This is a genomic window from Minwuia sp. IMCC3060, from assembly GCF_029909435.1.
GTDB lineage: Bacteria > Pseudomonadota > Alphaproteobacteria > Minwuiales > Minwuiaceae > Minwuia.
In genome coordinates, this window is the sequence record NZ_CP123782.1 from 823,301 (window position 1) to 842,121 (window position 18,821).

17 protein-coding genes are annotated in these 18,821 nt (G+C 65.5%); 5 read left to right on the forward strand and 12 right to left on the reverse strand.

From position 1 onward, the window contains the following. Window positions 1–4 precede the first annotated feature (4 nt). Complete coding sequence (locus QGV54_RS03800) at window positions 5–1,777, reverse strand: adenylate/guanylate cyclase domain-containing protein (RefSeq protein WP_281018184.1); 1,773 nt, start codon at window positions 1,775–1,777, stop codon at window positions 5–7. A 65-nt stretch (window positions 1,778–1,842) separates the two neighbouring features. Here QGV54_RS03800 and QGV54_RS03805 point away from each other — a divergent pair, with 65 nt between their 5' ends. Then, window positions 1,843–2,448: a LysE/ArgO family amino acid transporter gene (locus QGV54_RS03805; RefSeq protein ID WP_281018183.1), complete on the forward strand. Its 606-nt coding sequence runs from the start codon at window positions 1,843–1,845 to the stop codon at window positions 2,446–2,448. Here the strand turns inward: QGV54_RS03805 and QGV54_RS03810 are convergent, their stop codons facing one another. From QGV54_RS03810 to QGV54_RS03845, 8 genes are all read right to left on the reverse strand, one after another. Further along, window positions 2,449–3,258, reverse strand: coding sequence for a DUF4167 domain-containing protein (locus QGV54_RS03810; protein ID WP_281020063.1), 810 nt, complete (start codon window positions 3,256–3,258; stop codon window positions 2,449–2,451). A gap of 108 nt (window positions 3,259–3,366) precedes the next feature. Beyond that, the gene (gene prmC, locus QGV54_RS03815) at window positions 3,367–4,272 is read right to left on the reverse strand and encodes a peptide chain release factor N(5)-glutamine methyltransferase (RefSeq protein WP_281020064.1); all 906 of its coding nucleotides are present in this window, start codon (window positions 4,270–4,272) and stop codon (window positions 3,367–3,369) included. Beyond that, a complete protein-coding gene (gene prfA / locus QGV54_RS03820; RefSeq protein ID WP_281018180.1) occupies window positions 4,256–5,338 on the reverse strand; it encodes a peptide chain release factor 1 in 1,083 nt (360 codons plus the stop codon). The genes prmC and prfA overlap by 17 nt, the downstream gene beginning before the upstream one ends. Beyond that, window positions 5,338–6,594 carry a histidine--tRNA ligase gene (hisS, locus tag QGV54_RS03825; RefSeq protein ID WP_281018179.1) on the reverse strand — a complete coding sequence of 419 codons (1,257 nt, stop codon included), beginning with the start codon at window positions 6,592–6,594 and terminating at the stop codon, window positions 5,338–5,340. The genes prfA and hisS overlap by 1 nt, the downstream gene beginning before the upstream one ends. Window positions 6,595–6,643: 49 nt before the next feature. Next, window positions 6,644–7,777, reverse strand: coding sequence for a flavodoxin-dependent (E)-4-hydroxy-3-methylbut-2-enyl-diphosphate synthase (gene ispG / locus QGV54_RS03830; protein ID WP_281018178.1), 1,134 nt, complete (start codon window positions 7,775–7,777; stop codon window positions 6,644–6,646). A 110-nt stretch (window positions 7,778–7,887) separates the two neighbouring features. Then, window positions 7,888–9,192: a helix-turn-helix domain-containing protein gene (locus QGV54_RS03835; RefSeq protein ID WP_281020065.1), complete on the reverse strand. Its 1,305-nt coding sequence runs from the start codon at window positions 9,190–9,192 to the stop codon at window positions 7,888–7,890. 192 nt (window positions 9,193–9,384) lie between these two features. Then, complete coding sequence (ptsP, locus tag QGV54_RS03840) at window positions 9,385–11,646, reverse strand: phosphoenolpyruvate--protein phosphotransferase (RefSeq protein WP_281018176.1); 2,262 nt, start codon at window positions 11,644–11,646, stop codon at window positions 9,385–9,387. Window positions 11,647–11,781: 135 nt separating this feature from the next. After that, window positions 11,782–12,192, reverse strand: coding sequence for a PaaI family thioesterase (locus QGV54_RS03845; RefSeq protein ID WP_281018175.1), 411 nt, complete (start codon window positions 12,190–12,192; stop codon window positions 11,782–11,784). A gap of 212 nt (window positions 12,193–12,404) precedes the next feature. On the opposite strand from QGV54_RS03845, the gene QGV54_RS03850 reads away from it, so the two are divergent. The 4 genes from QGV54_RS03850 (at window position 12,405) to QGV54_RS03865 (ending at window position 15,935) form a co-directional block, all read left to right on the forward strand. After that, window positions 12,405–12,584: a hypothetical protein gene (locus QGV54_RS03850; protein WP_281018174.1), complete on the forward strand. Its 180-nt coding sequence runs from the start codon at window positions 12,405–12,407 to the stop codon at window positions 12,582–12,584. 65 nt (window positions 12,585–12,649) lie between these two features. Then, window positions 12,650–14,347 (forward strand): extracellular solute-binding protein, encoded by a 1,698-nt coding sequence (locus tag QGV54_RS03855; protein WP_281018173.1) that lies wholly within the window; start codon window positions 12,650–12,652, stop codon window positions 14,345–14,347. Continuing rightward, window positions 14,347–14,766: a secondary thiamine-phosphate synthase enzyme YjbQ gene (locus QGV54_RS03860; RefSeq protein WP_281018172.1), complete on the forward strand. Its 420-nt coding sequence runs from the start codon at window positions 14,347–14,349 to the stop codon at window positions 14,764–14,766. The genes QGV54_RS03855 and QGV54_RS03860 overlap by 1 nt, the downstream gene beginning before the upstream one ends. Continuing rightward, complete coding sequence (locus tag QGV54_RS03865; RefSeq protein WP_281020066.1) at window positions 14,763–15,935, forward strand: adenylate/guanylate cyclase domain-containing protein; 1,173 nt, start codon at window positions 14,763–14,765, stop codon at window positions 15,933–15,935. Before QGV54_RS03860 ends, QGV54_RS03865 begins: the two co-directional genes overlap by 4 nt. Before the next feature lie 8 nt (window positions 15,936–15,943). Here QGV54_RS03865 and QGV54_RS03870 read toward each other — a convergent pair whose 3' ends face one another. The 3 genes from QGV54_RS03870 to QGV54_RS03880 form a co-directional block, all read right to left on the reverse strand. Beyond that, window positions 15,944–16,366 (reverse strand): acyl-CoA thioesterase, encoded by a 423-nt coding sequence (locus tag QGV54_RS03870; RefSeq protein ID WP_281018170.1) that lies wholly within the window; start codon window positions 16,364–16,366, stop codon window positions 15,944–15,946. Between the two features lie 94 nt (window positions 16,367–16,460). Next, window positions 16,461–17,921 carry an ATP-binding protein gene (locus QGV54_RS03875; RefSeq protein ID WP_281018169.1) on the reverse strand — a complete coding sequence of 487 codons (1,461 nt, stop codon included), beginning with the start codon at window positions 17,919–17,921 and terminating at the stop codon, window positions 16,461–16,463. After that, window positions 17,900–18,628 (reverse strand): response regulator, encoded by a 729-nt coding sequence (locus QGV54_RS03880; RefSeq protein WP_281018168.1) that lies wholly within the window; start codon window positions 18,626–18,628, stop codon window positions 17,900–17,902. The genes QGV54_RS03875 and QGV54_RS03880 overlap by 22 nt, the downstream gene beginning before the upstream one ends. Window positions 18,629–18,821: the final 193 nt, after the last annotated feature.

Below are 18,821 nucleotides of genomic sequence, written 5' to 3' on the forward strand. Positions count from 1 at the left end.
CAGATCAGAGCAGCCAGCCCTCCACCGACCCCGCGCGGCCTTTCAGCAGGACATCGCCGATACAGGTTGCATCATCAACGGCGCGCGCGGCAGTCACCGTCGCTCCGCTGGCCAGAATGACTGTTGCACCGGCATTGGCGGACAGTTTCGCTGCCTGTGTCTCCAGCCGGTTGGCGATATTCACCGTGTCACCGACGATCGTGTAGTTCATGCGGTCCGTCGCACCGATATTGCCGACAACCACGGGCCCGGTATGGAGGCCGATGCGGACGTTCACCGGATCATCGCGGTGACTGTTGTCCATCGCCACGGCCTCGCGGATGGCCCTTGCCGCCAGTACGGCCCGCGCCGCGTGATCGTCCTGCGGCTCCGGCGCGCCCCAGAACGCCATGACCGCATCGCCGATGAACTTGTCGATGGTACCGCCGGTTGCCTCGATCTCCGCGGCCAGCAGATCGAAATGCGCGTTCAGGAAGTCGGCCGTCTGCTGGGCGCTCCACTTCTCCGAACGGCCCGTGAATCCGCTGATGTCGGTGAACATCACCGTCACCATGCGTTCCTGGCTCATGGCGGCTTCGGGTTGTCCCTGCGCCATCAGGTTCTGCACCAGGCGCTTCGGAACATAGGTCTCGAACCAGCGCAGTCCCGTGATCATGCCGTTCATGGAGGCAGCAGCCTTGTCCAGTTCCCGGAAGGTACTGCGGGGCAGGGGTTCCAGCCCCTCCAGATCCAGCCTGCGTGCCCGATCTGCGAACTGCGCCAGCCTGACAAGCGGGCTGGCCAGACGCCGGGCGGCGAACAGGGCGATCAGCAGACTGAGGATCAGTACCGCGAACCCGGCCAGCCCGGCCTTCAGCAGGCGCAGCAGTTCCGTCGTCACATCCTCCAGCGGAAAGGCAAGCGCCAGCTTCCACGGTACGGTGCCATAGCGATCCATCCGCGCGATCAGCAGGACGTGATTGTCGCCGGGCAGGTTGACGATGCGGGACTCGAAATCCTCCGCCTGCACGGTCAGCAACTGGGTCCGCCCCTCCAGATAGGCACTCAGGATCGGATCCTTGAAATCAGCCGCCGACAGGTGATCGGGGCGTGCATCGGCTGCGATGCGACCATCGAACATGGCCGGATGTGCCAGAACACGATCGTCGCCGTGAATGATGAAGGCGGTGGCATAGACCTGGGCAGCGGCATCGGCCACGGTCCGGGCCAGCAGGTTGGTCGGCACTCGGGCGCCGATCATGCCGACGAACGTGCCATCGATCTTCACCGCGCGCTGATAGGTCAGCAGCGGCGTGCCGATCTCGTGGTTCCACAGGATCTCGCCCCATTGTGGCGGCTGGTCCGCCGCCGCCGCGATCCTGTCGATGATGTCGGGAACGCTCAGCAGATCGCCGCGGCTGACCACACCGTTGCCATCCTGGCGCCGCACATCCAGCATCTGTGCTTCCAGATCGACGAATGACATGGCGCGGGTCACGGGTGTGGCGGCCAGCGCTCCGGTCATCATCTTGGCCAGAGGGCCGTCGATATTGAGCGGCTGGCGGGGGTTCTCCGCCTCCAGGAACGTGCCGACGAAGCCGACCTGTCTCTCGACAGGATGCAGCTCCGCATGGATTCCGTTCTGGATGAGTTGCAGCGCAATGCGCGCATTGCCGAGCAGCAGATCCTGCGTGTTGCGTCGCGCACTGCCAAAGCCGAGGAACAGCACGGTCACCACGGCCAGCAGCACCAGCCCACCAATGCCGATGGTCAGGCCCGCGCGCATGCCTATGGTCAATCGTGGCAACCGAAGCTTCATCAAGGTGCTATACGGGCAATCCGGTTCGGTTAGAAGGGGCTTTGATGAGCGCGGCGATTGAAGGGTTTCTGTTGAGCTTCGGACTGATTCTCGCCATCGGTGCCCAGAACGCCTTCGTGCTGCGTCAGGGACTGAAACGGGAGTATGTCCTGACGATCACGACGATTTGCGCGGCAGCCGACGCGTTGCTGATCGGCGCGGGCGTCCTGGGGCTGGGCAGCCTGATCCGGGAAGCGCCCGGACTGATCACGATCGTCACCATTGGCGGCGCGGTCTTCCTGTTCGCATACGGGTTGCTGGCGCTGCGCCGCGCGCTGTCGCCCTCCGCCCTGGAAGCCGCCGCAGACCGCGGCCTGAGTTACCGGGGGGCCATCCTGACGGTGCTGGCCTTCACGTTCCTGAACCCGCACGTCTATCTGGATACGGTGGTGATGCTGGGTGGCCTGTCCGCACGCTACGACCTCGCCAGCCGCTTCGCCTTCTGGGGGGGCGGCGCGCTGGCATCGGCCGTCTTCTTCTACAGCCTGGGCTTTGGCGCGCGCTGGCTTTCGCCCGTGTTCGCGCGCCCGTCAGCCTGGCGGGTCTTTGATGTGATCGTCGGACTGATCATGTGGGGTATCGCGGCATCACTGCTCACGACGCTTGCCTGATCAGTCAGCCGCATCCTCGGATGCCGGATCGGCCGGCGCCGCAGCGGCGGGGCTTTCCTCGCGCGGCTTGCGCGGCCGGCGCACGCGCTTCACGACTCGTTCGAGGCCAGCGGTGTCCGACTCCTCGACCTGGGCTACAGGTGCGGCGGGTGCGGTGACGGGGATTGGTGCCGGTGCGCTGTCTTCGGGGGTGTCGGAGGCAGCGGCCTGCGGCTGGCCGTCTGCCTGCCCGTCACGGTCCCGGTTCTCGCTCCGGCGGGGCCGACGCGGTTGCCGGGGCGCGCGTTCCTGCCGCTCCCCACGGTCCTGCCGCTCGCCACGGTCCTGGAACTCCGACCGGTCCTGATCGTCGTCGTCATTCCCCTGATTCTGCTGGCCCCGGTTGTCATCACCGTTGTTGTTGCGGCCCTGGTTGCGCCGTTGTCCACGGCGCGGATCATCGGGCTGATCCTGCTCGGCAAAGTCGCGATCTTCGTCCATGCCCGGCTGGCCGTTCTGATCATAGTCGCCGCCGCCGTTCTGCTGCGGACGGTTGTTCGGCTGCTGGCTGGACATGATGCGGTAATAGTGTTCGGCGTGCTGCCAGAAACCTTCCGCAGCAATCGGGTCGCCCGTTGCCTGCGCGTCCCGCGCAAGCTGGCTGTACTTCTCGTAGACCTGGCTGGCGTTACCGCGGATCTTGCCCTCGGGACCGTTGCTTTCAAAGCTGCGGTTGGGATTCGGTGCGCGCCGGTTTGAACGACCGCGCGCACGGTTCTTGTTGGGTGCTCTCATTGATCCGCCAAATTGTCGCTTCGGGATATCATCCATCGTCTTCTGACGAGAGATGCCTGCTCGCGCAAACGCGCTTTTGTGTGAGCTGTCGGTCCGGGGGGTATGCCGAAAGACATATCACGCCCGAAAGGCCGTGAACGAAAGCTACGTCGTACCACCGCCATTTCCAAGTGCTTTTTTTGCACAGACGGCGGTTTGCAGCGCGACTCCACGATTTATTCCACCCAGATCGGTGGCTGTTGCGGTGATTTCAAGGCCGGAGTGTTCTGCCAGCCGTGCCATGGCCGCCTCCTGCCCCTGCCCATGCTCCAGAATCGCAGTGCCTTCGGCTTTCAGGTGACCGGCAAGTCGCGGCAGCAGGATGCGATAGGGATCAAGACCATCCCGACCGCCATCCAGCGCCAGACGCGGTTCGTGGTCCCGGACTTCCGGGGCCAGGCCGTGGATGTCGTCGGACGGGATGTAGGGCGGATTGCTGATGATGAGGTCAAAGTGTCCTGTGACGCCGGACAGCCATTCGCCTTGCTGAAACGCGGCGCGATCCTGCAGCCCCAGCGCGGCGGCATTGCCCCTGGCCACTTCCAGTGCCGCCGCCGAAATATCGATCCCGAGACCCTGCGCCTGCGGACGCTCCGCCAGCAGGGTCAGCAGCAGACAGCCCGTCCCCGTGCCCAGATCGAGAATGCGTGTGGGCTCATCGGACGCCAGATGCCGCAAGGCCAGTTCGACAACACATTCGGAATCGGGGCGCGGGTCCAGCACGTCCGGCGTGACCATGAACGCCCGCCCGTAGAATTCCCTGCGACCTGTCAGGTGAGACACGGGCCTGCGTTCCAGACGACCGTCGATCAGGGCATCGAAGCGCGCGACCTGAGCCGGGGCGACGGGCCTGGTGGATCCTGGCAAGAGGCTGGCCGGGTCGCACTGCATGGCGTTGCCCAGCAGTACCCGCGCGTCCAGTCTGGGCGACGGCAGATCGGCCTGCCGGAGCTGCCGCGTGGCCCGGTCCAGCAGCGCACCGACGGTTTCCTGTTCAGCTGGCCTCGGCAAGGCTTTCCAACCGCCGGGCCTGATCCTCTGCCACCAGCGCCTCGATCACCTCACCCAACGCGTCACCGCTGACGATCTCCGCCAGCTTGTAGAGTGTCAGGTTGATGCGATGATCGGTCATGCGCCCCTGCGGGAAGTTGTAGGTGCGTATCCGCTCCGACCGGTCGCCGCTGCCGACCTGCTGCCGACGGTCCGCCGCACGCTCGCCATCGACGCGCTGCCGCTCCGCATCATAGAGGCGGGCACGCAGCACCTTCATCGCCTTGGCGCGGTTCTTGTGCTGGGACTTCTCGTCCTGCTGCGTCACCACGATACCTGTGGGGATATGCGTGATCCGGACCGCCGAGTCGGTGGTGTTGACGGACTGGCCGCCCGGCCCGGAGGCACGGTAGACATCGATGCGCAGATCCTGGTCGTCGATCACCACATCGACCTCCTGCGCCTCCGGCAGGACCGCGACAGTGGCAGCGGAGGTATGGATGCGCCCGCCGGATTCGGTCTGCGGCACCCGCTGGACACGATGGGTGCCGGATTCGAACTTCAGGTTGGCGAAGACATTCTGGCCATTGATCTCGGCGATGCCTTCCTTCAGGCCGCCCAGATCGGTCTCGCTGATCTCCATGGCCTGAAACCGCCAGCCGGAGAGTTCGGCGTAACGCTGGTACATGCGGAACAGTTCGCCCGCGAACAGGGCTGCTTCCTCCCCGCCCGTACCGGCGCGGACCTCCAGGATGGCGCTGCGGGCGTCGGCCGCGTCACCGGGCAGCAGCTGCAGCATCAGCGACCGCTCCAGCGCCGGGCGTTCCTTCGACAGCGTGTCCAGCTCGTCCCGCGCCAGATCGCGCATCTCCGCATCCCCGTCCGGATCGTCGATCAGGGCCTGCAGGTCGGCCGCCTCCGCATCCATGGCCGAAAGGCGGTTGATACCCTCCACGACGGGGCTCAGTTCAGCATATTCCCGGGCCAGGTCGGTGAAATCGTCACGATCCCCGCCGCCCTCCGCCATCAGGGCTTCCAGTTCCTCATGACGTACCTGAATGCGTTTCAGCCGGTCGCGCGGGATCATCAGACGCGGCTTCCCTCATGTTCAGCCAGTGCCCGGGTCAGACCGTCCAGCGCAACCTCGCTCTGATCGCCGGTCGTCAGGTTGCGCACCTGAACCACGCCCTTCGCCAGCTCGTCGTCGCCAAAGATCAGGGCCGCCGCCGCATTCAGCTTGTCGGCACGCTTCATGCGCTTGCCGAGATTGCCGCGAAAGGCCTGATCGACGATGAAGCCGTCACGGCGCAGCGCCTGTCCGATCTTCAGGGCTTCGGTCTCCGCGTCCTCACCGATCGGGATCAGCGCAATGGGGCGGGGGGCTGCGCCGGTCGCCCCGGAGAGCATCGCCAGCCGCTCGATACCGCCCGCCCAGCCGATGCCGGGGGTCGCGGGGCCGCCAAGCTGGCCGATCAGCCCGTCATAGCGCCCGCCCGCGATTACTGCCCCCTGTGCACCCAGCGCGTCGGTCACGAACTCGAATGCGGTGTGGGTGTAGTAGTCCAGACCGCGCACCAGCCGGGGGTTCAGTTCGTAGGCGATGCCCAGCGTGTCCAGCCCGAACAGGACGGTGCCGAAGAAGTCCTGGCTATGCTGGTTCAGATAGTCGCCGAACAGCGGCGCGTTCTCCACGATCCTGCGGTCGCCCTCATCCTTCGAATCGAGAATGCGGAGCGGATTGCGCGTCAGACGACCGAGACTGTCTTCCGACAGGCTGGATCGGTGGTCGTTGAAATAGGCCACCAGCGCCTCGCGGTAGCTGTCGCGGCTTTCAGGATCGCCCAGGGTATTCAGGTGCAGCACCGTCTTGTGCAGCACATTCAGCCGGTTGAGGATTTCCGCGCCGACCGAGATCACCTCCACGTCCGCCGCCGGTTCAGGGGCACCGATGATCTCGATGTCGATCTGGTGGAACTGGCGCTGACGGCCCTTCTGCGGACGCTCGTAGCGGAACATCGGTCCGGCACCGAAGGCGCGGAACGGCACATTCTGCTGCAGCCCGTTGGAGATGAAGGCCCGGCAGATCGCCGCCGTGTATTCGGGGCGCAGCGTGATCGACTCGCCGCCGCGATCATCGAAGGAATACATTTCCTTCGAGACCACGTCCGACGTTTCACCCATCGAGCGGGCGAAGACATCGGTGAACTCGAAGATCGGCGTCGCCATCTCCCGATAGCCGTAGGTCGCTGCGGTCTGGCGCGCGACGGAGATGACTTCCCCGTGCGCGGCGAAGTCATCAGGCAACAGGTCGTGGGTGCCGCGAACGGGCTGGGCTTTGGCCATGGGTTTCTTCTTGTTTCAGGTGTTCGGATGAAGTGGAGGTCGGACCGGCTCAGGCGGCGTCCGGTGTTGCCGCCTCGGCTGCTTCGGCGGCCTGGATGGCGGCGACCTTCGCCTCCACCATGCCGACGATATGCTCGACCAGCTTCTCGTCGTCGACATTGTGGTCCGCAATGCCTCCGACATAGACCTTGTGATTGCGGCCCTTGGCGCCGCCGGTCAGGCCGATGTCGGTTTCCCGCGCCTCGCCCGGTCCGTTCACGACACAGCCGATGATCGACAGCGTCATCGGTGTCGTGATGTGGGCCAGTCTCTCCTCCAGCACTTCCACGGTCTTGATGACGGGAAAGGCCTGCCGGGCGCAGGAGGGACAGGAAATGATGGTGACACCCCTGCGGCGAAGCCCGAGCGACTTCAGGATCTCGTAGCCGACCTTCACCTCTTCCACCGGATCGGCGGAAAGCGATACCCGGATCGTGTCTCCGATCCCGGCCCACAGCAGGGCGCCCAGGCCAATGGATGACTTCACGGAGCCGCCGATCATGCCGCCCGCCTCCGTGATGCCCAGGTGCAGGGGGTAGTCACAGGCCTCTGCCAGACCCTGGTAGGCGGCAACCGACAGGAAGACGTCGGACGCCTTGACGGAGATCTTGAACTCGCGGAAGTCGTTGTCTTCCAGGATGCGGGCGTGATCCAGCGCGCTCTCGACCATCGCTTCCGGGCAGGGTTCGCCGTACTTCTCCAGCAGGTGCCGCTCCAGACTGCCGGCATTGACGCCGATACGCATGGAGCAACCGTGATCCCGTGCGGCCTTCACGACCTCCCGGACCCGTTCGGCGGATCCGATGTTGCCGGGATTGATCCGCAGGCATGCCGCGCCCGCCTCCGCCGCCTCGATGGCGCGCTTGTAGTGGAAATGGATGTCGGCGACGATGGGCACCGAGGCGGCGCGCACGATCTGGCGCAGCGCCTTCGTCGATTCCTCGTCGGGGCAGGAGACACGGACGATGTCCGCCCCTGCCTCCTCCGCCGCGCGGACCTGGGCGATGGTGGCTTCCGCGTCCGAAGTCACCGTGTTGGTCATGGTCTGTACGGCAATCGGGGCGTCGCCACCCACCAGAACATCGCCAACCCTGATCTGGCGGGACTTGCGGCGGTAGATGTCGCGATAGGGGCGGACGCTCATGGGGCGATCCTCACTCTCGGTTTGTCTGGTTCGTGCGGCAGGTCAGCCTGCGGCTGCATTGTTACGACATGGGGTCGCAACAGGGGAGGGGGAAGCGACGCAGATTGTCGCTAACGCGTTCCGGCGTTCTTCAGCAGCCAGTCCGGATCCAGCGCCAGGTTGTTCTGCGCATCCGACAGCCGCCCGACGGGGCCCAGGTTCCTGCCATCGACGATGAGCTCCAGGCCATTGACGTTGTCGCTGCGGATCAGCAGCCCGTCCAGGTCCGGTGCGCGATACTCATCACCCGCCTGCAACACGCGATGCGGCAGAACCGTGCGACCCCCGGCCTGCTTCACGAAGATCTGCGCACGGTCGGTGGCACGGATGATGATGCGCGCATCCGTATTGGCAACGCCGAAGACGCGCGGGACAGATTCCGCGCGCGGTGCTGTCGGCGGCAGGGGCGGCGGGCCGAGCGCGGCAATCTGCGGCACGACCGGCTCACTGGTCGCCGTGTTCTCGACAGCCGGTGCGGTCTCAGCCACAGCCTGCGTGCCGTCTTCCTGTGCCTGGCCGACAGGTTCAGACGCAATGGAACGATTCAGGGGCGCCGTGTCGACGTCAGTCAGCGGCGCCGATGCCTCGGAACGGGGAACTGTTGCCGGTTCTGTTTCCGTCACCGGCGGTTCCGCCACAGTGATGTCTCTGGCGGGTGCCGCCGCGTCGGCAGTCCCGACCGGCGCCGACTCCGTCCTGGCATCGGCGGCATTCGCGGCCATCAGACTGCCGGAGTTCTCTTCGGACACCGAATTCCCGTCGTTGGTGTCCCGAGACTGCCCCGCGACTGCCTGGACCGTGGTGGCGGCCTGCTCCGGAGCGGCGGTCGTCGGCGTGGCGGTGACCGTCTGGACCTGTCGGGCAATGCTCTCCGGCACCTCCGGCACGATATCGACCGTCTGCTGATCTTTCCCCTGCAACACGAACCAGCCGCCATAGACAGCGGCCCCCAGCAGGACAGCGACCAGCAGGGTTGCCTTGCCGGGGCGTCGGTTCTCGTTCTGCGGTACGGGGAACTCCAGACGGCGGCTGTGACCACCGGTCCCGGCCTCGTCCTTGAACATCTGGACGCAGACATCGCCGTCAGCGCCCAGGAATTCGGCATAGCTGCGCAGGAAACCGATGGCATAGATGCGCCCCGGCAGATCGCCGAAACGCCCTTCCTCGATGGCTTCCAGATAGGCAACGCGAATGCGCAGGCGGTCCGAAACCTCGGACAGCAGCAGGCCGAACCGGTCGCGCTCCGCCTTCAGTTCGGCGCCGACCCCCCGATAGACGCCGTCACCACCGCTTTCGGCCGCCTCGACCTCATAGAGGTTCAGTCGACCTTCGCGCAATGATCGATCGTCGGCAATCTGGCGACCGCTGTCAGGCATGGCGCAATTCGGCTCCTCAGGGGCAGGGTGTCCCTGCTGCAACATTCCAGATGCAAATGCGTGAGATCGGCGGCTGGCTCCTGCCAGTCTGCGAATCGATCTTTCGCAGTGCACCATCGCGGTTTCTTAGCGAACTTTGGGGGACAGTAGAAGGGAAATCTGGCGGGAAAAGGGCAGTTTTTCAGGGGGGTTTCAGGTTTTCACGCCGTGCCGGGCGGCAAAGGCCTCGAACATCGGGCGCAGACTGCCTTCGTTGCGTTCGCCCATGCGTGACATCTCCTGCCGCAGCGCATTGGTGTCCAGGGAGAGGATCATCTCCTTGACAGCGCCAATCGCGTTCGGACGCATCGACAGCTTGCGGAACCCCAGCGCGACCAGAACCATGGCTTCCAGGGGCTGGCTGGCCATCTCGCCACAGATCGAGAATTCGACGTGATGCTGCTGGCACTGCTCCGAAATGCGGCGCAGTGAAGAGATGAAGCCCGGGCTGAGCGTGTCGTACCGTGAGGCGACGCGCGGATTGCCGCGATCGGCCGCATACATGAACTGCATCAGGTCGTTGGACCCTATGGAAACGAAATCGACGCGCGGCAGCAGGGCGGGCAGACGCCAGACCAGTGCCGGAACCTCCAGCATGACGCCGACCTTCAGGGTGGCCGGCCCGGCGCGTCCCCGTGCCCTGGCCCATTCGACCTCCCGCATCAGCACGGCCCGGGCGGCCTCGAATTCGGCAATGTCCGCAATCATCGGGAACATGACACGCAGTTCCCGACCCTCCGCGGCGGCGAGCAGGGCACGGAGCTGCATCCGGAACAGCGCTTCCTGATCCAGTGAGATACGCACGGCGCGCCAGCCCATGGCCGGATTGGGCTCGGGGTCGCGCTTCAGGTAGGGAAGCAGCTTGTCGCTGCCCACATCCAGGGTGCGGAAGATCACCGGGCGGTCACCGGCGGCGTCCAGTACATGCTTGTAGTAGGTCGCCTGCTCCTGCATCCGCGGCAGGCGGGAGCGCACCATGTAGTGCAGTTCGGTGCGGTACAGCCCGATTCCGTCGGCACCGGTCTCGTCCAGATGCCGCAGGTCCAGCAACAGTCCGGCGTTGCAGTGGAGTTCGACCTTCATGCCGTCCCGCGTGACCGCCTCCACATCGCGCAGCGCACGGCGGCGGGCCTGCACTTCCTGCTGCATCGCCTCGGTCTCGCCGAAGGCATCGATGACATCCTGATCGGGGCGGACGAAGACCTGATCGTGATCGCCATCGACGATGACGAGGTCGCCCGAATTGATCCGGTCCGTTGCCCCGGTGCAGCCGCCAATGACGGGAATGTCCAGGGCCCGGGCGACAATCGACATGTGGGATCCGACGCTGCCCTGTTCCAGGATCACGGCCCGCAGCTTGGTCTCGTCGAAGTCCAGCAGTTCCGCCGGTCCCATGTCGCGTGCAACCAGGACCACGTCGTCGGGCAGATCGTTTTCCAGCGCATTCACATCGGCGTTCAGGCGATTGAACAGCCGGTTGGCCAGATCGTCCATGTCCGCCAGCCGGGCGCGGATATAGGGATCGGGAATCCTGCGGAACCGCGCCCGCGTCTGGTCGTGGGTCCGCTTGACGGCGGCCTCTGCGGTCAGGCCCGTATCGACGGCCTCCCGCATCCTGCGCTGCCAGCCGGGATCGTGGGCGAACAGGCGAAAGGCCTCCATGACCGTACGCGACTCGCCGGCGGCGATGGCCGGCTGGGACAGCATCTCGTCGATCTGGTCGTGAACATCGCGGATGGCATTGTCCAGCCGGATCAGTTCCTCCTCCGGGTCATCGGCAACGGTCTGCCGAACCGTGATGTGCGGCGTATGCAGTACGGCGTGGCCCTTTGCGAAACCGTCGGCGAGACTGTGTCCGGCCATGCGTGTCGGGCGGCTGTTGCCGGCCACGGACTCAGCGGCTGTCTCCGGCGGCACCAGCGCGCCGGAGGCGATCATCTGGCCGAACACCAGCGCCAGCATCTCCAGCGCTTCCTGTTCCTCATCGTGATAGTCGCGGGCGCTGATGTTCTGCACCACCAGCACACCAAGTACCCGGTCGGCATAGAGGATCGGCACGCCCATGAACGACGTGTAGGCGTCTTCGCCGGTCTCCGGTCGCGGTTCGAATGCCGGACTGGAACGGGCGTCGCGCAACCGCACGGGCAGGCTGGTCTCGGCGACATGTCCGACCAAGCCGACACCGGCCTCCATGCGGGTGATGCGGATTGCTTCCCGTCGCAGGCCTTCGGTCTCGAACAGTTCCAGCGCACCGTCGGCCCGGCGGATGTAGACGGAGCAGACTTCCGCCCCCATGTTGCGCGCGACCAGACGCACCACCTCGGCCAGGCGCGCCTCGGGTGGCTCTGCCGACTGCATGATGGCTCTGAAGTCACTCAGAAGCTGTCGTGACTGCGCCGCCGCATCACGTTTCATCCGATTGCCCCCCACGGGCTGTCATGCGGCCAGGGACTGCCCGCATGTCGCTGTCTCTTCGGTCACTGGCGTCTGATGCTTGTCCCACCCCGTGAATGCAACATCAAATGTGGATTTCAGATGGCCGGTCACCATTCAGGCACCAAGTATCTTCCAGACGCCCGAAGATTGCAGCACCGGTGTTTCATCAACCCACAACCTGCCGGTCACGAAGACCAGGCTGCGGGTCTGTCGCACGATGTCGCCCTTGCCCTGCATCCAGACGCCTTCGCGTACGCCGGAGAGGAACTGGTTGTCCAACTGGATGGTCGCGGTGGTGGCACCGCCGATGGCGTGATGGATCGTGCGGCCGAGCAGATGGTCCATGAAACTCATCAGCATTCCGCCATGCACGACGCCGCGCTTGTTCAGGTGCTTCTCCGCGATCAGGACGCCGTACGTGGAGTCTCCCCCCGCCTCATCGCGAACCCAGGTCGGGCCGATGTGACCGCTGAAGGGACCCTGACCCGTAACCTGCACGAACCCGTCCGGCACCAGATGCTGCATGTGTAGTGTCTCCGTTCGATTGATTGCTGCGCGTTCTTATCACGTGGTTCTCCTGAATGTCGCGGCAGCCTACGATGCGGTCATGATTCGTGCCCTTGCCCCGATGATCGACCGTCCTTGCCATTCCCGGCTGACCGGCCGGGATGACCAACCATTAACGGTGAGGATGCTATCCTCCTGTCTGCTTGCCACCAGAGGAAAGGGCCAGAAACATGTTCGATCTGCCGGTTCTGATCACGGAGACGGAGGCGGGGTTTCGCCTTGCGGTGATGGTGAACGAGGATGTCGTCATCTCCCGCAGCATGTCACGCGCCGACCTGGAGCAGCTGAAGGTGCGCATCAGTGCGGCGCTCGGCGACGATGGCAGAACCTTCGCCGACTGGGATTCCTGACACTTCTGCTCGCCACCCTTGCCGGGACCGCCCCGTCGCTGGCCGAGCCCGCACACGCGATCTCCATGCACGACCAGCCGAAGTATCCGAAGGGCTTCAGCCATTTCGGCTACGTCAATCCGGCCGCACCCAGGGGCGGCACGCTGCGGCTGGCAGCGACGCAGGGAACCTTCGACAGCCTGAACCCCTTCATCTTCAAGGGGCAGGCTGCGGAGGGCTGGCGCCTGGTGTTCGAGGCACTGACCAAGCGTTCGCAGGACGAGCCCTTCTCGCTCTACGGTCTGGTGGCGGAGTCCATCGACATGGACCCGTCGCGGCGCAGCATTGCCTTCACGCTGCACCCGGATGCCCGCTTCGCCGATGGGGAACCGATCACGGCGGAGGTGCTGCTCTGGTCGTGGCAGACCCTGCGCGACAAGGGGCGGCCCAATCACCGACTCTATTACAGGCAGGTGGCGCGGACGGCGGTGGATGGCCGCAGGGTCACCTTTCATCTGGGCAGCGGGGAGAACCGTGAACTGCCCCTGCTGATGGCCTTCATGCCGATCCTGCCGCAACACTGGTTCGAGGCGAATGGCTTCGACCGGACGACCTTGGACGCCATTCCGGGCAGCGGTCCCTACCGCGTGGCGGAACTGGAGCAGGGGCGCACGATCACCTACGCCCGGCGGGAGGACTACTGGGGGCGTGATCTGGCGGTCAATCGCGGCGACAACAATTTCGACCGCATCACCTATGAGTTCTTTCGCGATCAGACGGCCCGGTTCGAGGCACTGAAGGGCGGGCTTTATGATGTCCGCTTCGAGCTGGATCCGGCCCTGTGGGCGGAGGGGTATGACTTTACGGCCGTGCGCGATGGCAAGCTGAAGAAGCTGGAACTGCCGCTGGAACGGCCCGTCGGCATGCGCGGGCTGGTGTTCAACAGCCGACGGGCACTGTTCGCCGACATCAGGGTGCGTCAGGCGCTGGGTCTGGCCTTCGATTTCGACTGGATCAACCGGAACCTGTTTCACGGCTCCTACGCGCGCAACGTCAGTTACTTCCAGAACAGCGACCTGGCTGCCGACGGGGTGCCGTCGGAGGCGGAACTGGCGCTGCTGAAACCCTTTGCCGGGCAGGTGCCGGAGGCGGTCTTCGGTCCGGCTGTGGCGCCACCGGAAACCGAAGGGCGGAGTGGTCTGCGCCGCAATCTGCGCCGGGCCCAGACGCTGCTGGCGGAAGCCGGATGGACGGTCGGCACGGATCAGGTGCTGCGCAATGCCGAGGGGGCCGCCTTCGCGTTCGAGATCCTGTTGCATGATCCGACCGATGAGAAGGTGGCGCTGAACTTCGCGCGGGGACTGAAACGGCTGGGGATCGAGGCCACCGCACGGACCGTCGACCCGTCGCAATACGAACGCCGCCGCCAGGGCTTCGACTACGACATGATCGTCAACCACTGGTACCAGTCGCTCAGTCCGGGGTCGGAGCAATGGTACTACTGGGGTCAGGCCGCCGCGGAACAGCCCGGCAGCCGAAACTATGCCGGCGTCAGCCTGCCCGCCGTCGACGCCATGGTCGGCGCGCTGACCGCCGCCAGAAGCCGTGCCGAACTGCGGACCGCTGCCCGGGCGCTGGATCGCGTGCTGCGGGCGAGCCATCTGGTGGTGCCACTCTACTGGCAACCGACCACGCGCATGGCTGTCAGTGCCGACCTGCGCCGGCCCCCGGTGGTTCCGGTCTATGGTCCGCTGCTGACAAGCTGGTGGCGGGGGGCGGAATGATGCGGCAGGCCCGGACCGAACTGACCTTCGAGACCCAGGGACGGGGGCTGCAGGAAATCACCCGGACTGTTGCCGACTGGTGTCGGGCGACGGGCATCACGGACGGGATGCTGACGGTCTTCATCCGTCATACTTCGGCGTCGCTGACCATTCAGGAAAATGCGGACAGGGATGTCCTGCATGACCTGAACAGGTTCCTCGACAGGCTGGTACCCGACGACACCTCCCTCTACCGGCATGTGTCGGAAGGCGCGGACGACATGCCGGCCCACATCCGCAGCGCCCTGACCGCAACCAGCCTCAATATCCCGGTGGCGGACGGCAAGCCCCTTTTCGGCACATGGCAGGGGCTTTATGTGTGGGAGCACCGGACCCATCCGCATCGGCGGCGGGTCGTCCTGCATCTGATCGGAGAATGATGTCCAAGGGAAAGCAGATATCTGCCTGGTTGCTTGATCAGGGGCGCATGGCGGAGGACACGGTGGCCCTGCTGCGTGGCCTGGTCAGGCAGATGCAGGTGGTGGGGTTACCAGTCGCGCGCATGACGCTGGGACAGCGGACGCTGCATCCGGAGATCGTTGCGCTTGGCTATGTCTGGAATGCGGATGACGACGAGGTCGAGATCAGTGAGCTCGGACACGAAACGCATCAGACAGCCGACTATCTCGTCAGTCCGGTCCGGGTCATCCTGGATGGCGGGGATCAGGTCCGATGCCGCCTGGAGGGGGATGACCCCGACCTGGAATATGCCTTCCTGGAACGTCTGATGGAGCAAGGGTTCACGGATTATCTGGCCTTGCCGGTGCCGCTGACGGACGGCAAGCGCAATCCCATATCCTTCGCCATGCGCCGCAAGGGTGGTTTCACCGATACGGACGTCGATGATATCCGGGAATTCCTGCCGATCTTCGGGCTGTTGAGCGAGATCCACAGCAGCCGCAGGCTGGCGAGCAACCTGCTGGACGTCTACCTGGGCCATGGCACCGGCGAACGGGTGCTGGAGGGCGCGATCCGCCGGGGCTTTGCCCGGCGCATTCCGGCGGCGGTGTTCTTCTGTGACCTGAGAGGGTTCACGGCGATGTCGGAGCGCCTGCCGCGCGACTACATCATCCATGTCCTGAATGACTATTTCGGTGCGGTCGGGGATGCCATCGATGCGGCGGGCGGCGAAGTCCTGAAGTTCATCGGTGATGCCGCGCTGGCCATCTTTCCGGTGGACGAGGCGGACGGTACCAGAGGGGCCTGCAACCGGGCGCTGGGTGCCGCCCATGCTGCCATCTCGGCACTGGAGACAGTGAACGAGCGGCGCAGGTCGGAAGACAAGCCGGATCTGGTCAGCAGCTTCGGACTGCATGTCGGAGATGTCTTCTACGGCAATATCGGCGCCACGGGACGGCTTGATTTCACGGTGATCGGTCCGGCCGTGAACCGCGCCGCGCGACTGGAAAAGCTCTCCGCCGAAATGGCGGAGCCGATCCTGGTCACGTCAGCCTTCGCGGAGGCTGCCGACGGCGAATTCCGTTCCGTCGGCCACCATCCGCTGAAGGGGATCGAGGATGAGGTGGAAGCCTTCGCGCCGATCCCCTGACCGGCCTGTCAGGGCTCCACGAGCAGTGCGTCGATCAGCGGCCAGGTGTCCTCGCGCAGGGGCAGGGACTTGCGGGCCTCCAGATCGAAATGGATGGTCGTGACCTCCAGGGTCGCGGCAAGGGCGCCGGTCTCCGTATTGGTCATCCGGTGCATGCCCACCAGCGACGTGCGGCCCCGCTTCACGATACCGCTCTCGATCGCCAGCAGGCTGCCGACGACCTGTTCGGCCTTGTATTCGATGACGTGCTTCACATCGACGAAGCCCAGCCGCTGCTCCCCCATCTCCGCCCACTTGTAGCCGCAGGCAGACAGCAGGTGACCCGCTGCCTGATCGAAGAAGTGGATGTAGTACATGACATTCATGTGGCCCATGTGATCGCAGTGCCACGGATAGATCGTTCCCCGGAACGTTTCGGTCCATCCAGCCATCGTTGATCCTCCCCTGTAACTGAATCGCTGGGCCATTCTGGTTCACGCGCGACGCCGGGTCACCAGTGGAGCTGCCATGTGTCCTGCCCGGGGCTCAGGCGCTGTCGATGGGCAGCCACGCGGTCGCCGCCAGCCCGCCCTCCGGCCTGTTGGCAAGCGTCAGCTCGCCGCCCAGCCTGCGGAACACGTCGCGGGCAAGCGCGAGCCCCAGTCCCGAGCCGCCGGTTTCCCGGTTCCGCGAGGTTTCCAGCCGGTAGAAGGGCTGGAAGACCTTGTCCAGCTCACTCTCGGGCAGTCCCGGTCCATTGTCCGCGACGGTCAGGATGGCCCGTCCGTCCTGCTTGGACAGGTTGAGCGCAACCTCGCCGCCGCCATAGCGCAGCGCGTTCTCGATCAGGTTGCCGACTGCGCGTTTCAGGGCCACGGGGCGACCGTCCACGGGCAGGCGGTCCGGCCCCTCGAAAGCGACCTGTCCGCCCTGCGCCGCCGCATCCTCCGACAGGTCGCGCAGCAGTCCGGCCAGATCAATGCGCCGGATGGCCTCCGTCGCCTGGTCACCGCGAATGAAGCCGAGGGCCTGATCGACCATCTGCTGCATGTCGTCGATGTCGCTCACCGCGCGCTGCTGCTGGTCGGGGTCATCGATGAACTCGGCCCGCAGGCGCAGCCGGGTGAGGATGGTCTTCAGGTCATGGCTGAGGGCGGCGAGCATCAGCGTCCGGTCGTCGATCAGCCGCTTGATCCGGGTCTGCATCCGGTTGAAGGCCACGGCGGTCTTGCGCAGTTCCCGCGATCCGCTTTCCGGCAGGGGCGGGGCATCCACGTCCAGACCCAGCCGGTCCGCCGCCTGGGCCAGTTCCCGCAACGGACGCGTTGCCCGGCGCGCGGCCCAGATCGCAAAGACGATGATCAGCAGGCAGGTGAAGGCGATCCAGAAGGTCCCCCTGACGGCCCAGCGGTAGGCCAGGCGGTCTGTCGAGACAAGGAAATGAACCCAGACGCCGTCGTTCAGGGTGGTGGCAAAGATCAGCTTGCGGCGGCTGGGCAGCAGGTCGGGTTCCGGCGGCCCGTCCAGCGCACGGGCGCGGTCAGGTCCATCCCGGTCGAGACCGGGCCTGCCGTCGCGATCCCCTGCGTGATCCTGATCGTGGTCCTCGTCCCGGGGCGGCACGATCACCAGCGGGCGACCGCGCAGGGCAGGCAGGTTGCGATCGACGAAGCGGCGGATGCCACGTTGCATGTCGCCGTGAAACTCGTGGTCATGGTCCGCACCGGGTGGTGGCCCGGGGCGTATGCGCACGCCCAGCGTCGGACCCGAAATGACCCGCGCCAGCGCCTGCCGCTCTGCCGGTGCCGTACGGTCGAGCAGGATGACGATCTGCTCCGTCCGGCGCGCGGTATGATCCAGCAGACGACGCGCCGTGTCCGCCCGGTCCTTCGCGTACCAGCCGATGGTGATGGCCAGCGCGATGGCCAGCAGCAGCATCAGGACCAGCGCAAGCCGCCCCGCCACGCCGCCGACATGCAGGCGGTTCAGGAAGCGGTGACGTCGCATGAGAAGTAATAGCCTCCATGCCGGACCGTCTTGAACATGCGCGGGTTCTTCGGGTCCTCACCCAGCTTGCGCCGCAGGCGGCTGAGGGCAACATCGATGGACCGGTCGAACGGGCCCAGCGACCGGCCAGTGGTCAGGTCAGCCAACTGGTCACGGCTTAGGATCTGCTGCGGACGCTCGGCGAAGGCCTCCAGCATGTCGAACTCCCCGGACGTCAGGGTCACCAGCGTCCCCTCCGGATCACGCAGTTCCCGCGCGGCGAGATCGATCTGCCAGCCCTCGAACGTCAGCACACGCGGGCGTTCGCCGCTGCCGCCGTCCTGCTCCGCCGTATCGCCCGTGCGGCGCAGCACGGCGCGGATGCGGGCCAGCAGCTCGCGCGGGTTGAAGGGTTTGGGCAGATAGTCGTCCGCGCCCACCTCCAGTCCCACGATCCTGTCCGCTTCCTCCCCCAGCGCGGTCAGCATGATGATCGGGGTCTTGACGCCACTGCCGCGCAGGCGACGGCAGATGGCAAGTCCGTCCTCCCCCGGCATCATCAGGTCCAGGACCAGCAGGTCGAAACGGCCCGTGGCAAGCTTCGCGTCCATCTCCCGCCCGTCGCGGGCGGTGTCGACGCGCAGTTCGTGGCGGACCAGAAACCGCGCCAGCAGGTCGCGGATTTCCCGGTCGTCATCGATGATCAGCAGATGCGGTGTCCGTTGCATGCCTCTCAATATAAGACCCGGAGCCTGCGGTGCGGCAGCTTTTCGTAACTGCTTGTAACCATCCGGTCAGGTGTTACCGACCGTTACCGAACGTTGCACCCGGCGGGTCGAAGGGCGCGCATCAATGGCCCATGTCTGGGGGGCGCCGGGATCATCCGGCAGACAGATCAACGACCTCGGACAAGGAGATGAG

Bases quoted from the DNA above. Each gene is read 5' to 3' on its own strand.
- QGV54_RS03805 (WP_281018183.1), top strand. From the start codon at position 1,843: ATGAGCGCGGCGATTGAAGGGTTTCTGTTGAGCTTCGGACTGATTCTC.
- QGV54_RS03810 (WP_281020063.1), bottom strand. From the start codon at position 3,258: ATGGATGATATCCCGAAGCGACAATTTGGCGGATCAATGAGAGCACCC.
- prfA (WP_281018180.1), bottom strand. From the start codon at position 5,338: ATGATCCCGCGCGACCGGCTGAAACGCATTCAGGTACGTCATGAGGAA.
- hisS (WP_281018179.1), bottom strand. From the start codon at position 6,594: ATGGCCAAAGCCCAGCCCGTTCGCGGCACCCACGACCTGTTGCCTGAT.
- ispG (WP_281018178.1), bottom strand. From the start codon at position 7,777: ATGAGCGTCCGCCCCTATCGCGACATCTACCGCCGCAAGTCCCGCCAG.
- QGV54_RS03835 (WP_281020065.1), bottom strand. From the start codon at position 9,192: ATGCCTGACAGCGGTCGCCAGATTGCCGACGATCGATCATTGCGCGAA.
- ptsP (WP_281018176.1), bottom strand. From the start codon at position 11,646: ATGAAACGTGATGCGGCGGCGCAGTCACGACAGCTTCTGAGTGACTTC.
- QGV54_RS03845 (WP_281018175.1), bottom strand. From the start codon at position 12,192: ATGCAGCATCTGGTGCCGGACGGGTTCGTGCAGGTTACGGGTCAGGGT.
- QGV54_RS03850 (WP_281018174.1), top strand. From the start codon at position 12,405: ATGTTCGATCTGCCGGTTCTGATCACGGAGACGGAGGCGGGGTTTCGC.
- QGV54_RS03855 (WP_281018173.1), top strand. From the start codon at position 12,650: ATGCACGACCAGCCGAAGTATCCGAAGGGCTTCAGCCATTTCGGCTAC.
- QGV54_RS03860 (WP_281018172.1), top strand. From the start codon at position 14,347: ATGCGGCAGGCCCGGACCGAACTGACCTTCGAGACCCAGGGACGGGGG.
- QGV54_RS03865 (WP_281020066.1), top strand. From the start codon at position 14,763: ATGATGTCCAAGGGAAAGCAGATATCTGCCTGGTTGCTTGATCAGGGG.
- QGV54_RS03870 (WP_281018170.1), bottom strand. From the start codon at position 16,366: ATGGCTGGATGGACCGAAACGTTCCGGGGAACGATCTATCCGTGGCAC.
- QGV54_RS03875 (WP_281018169.1), bottom strand. From the start codon at position 17,921: ATGCGACGTCACCGCTTCCTGAACCGCCTGCATGTCGGCGGCGTGGCG.
- QGV54_RS03880 (WP_281018168.1), bottom strand. From the start codon at position 18,628: ATGCAACGGACACCGCATCTGCTGATCATCGATGACGACCGGGAAATC.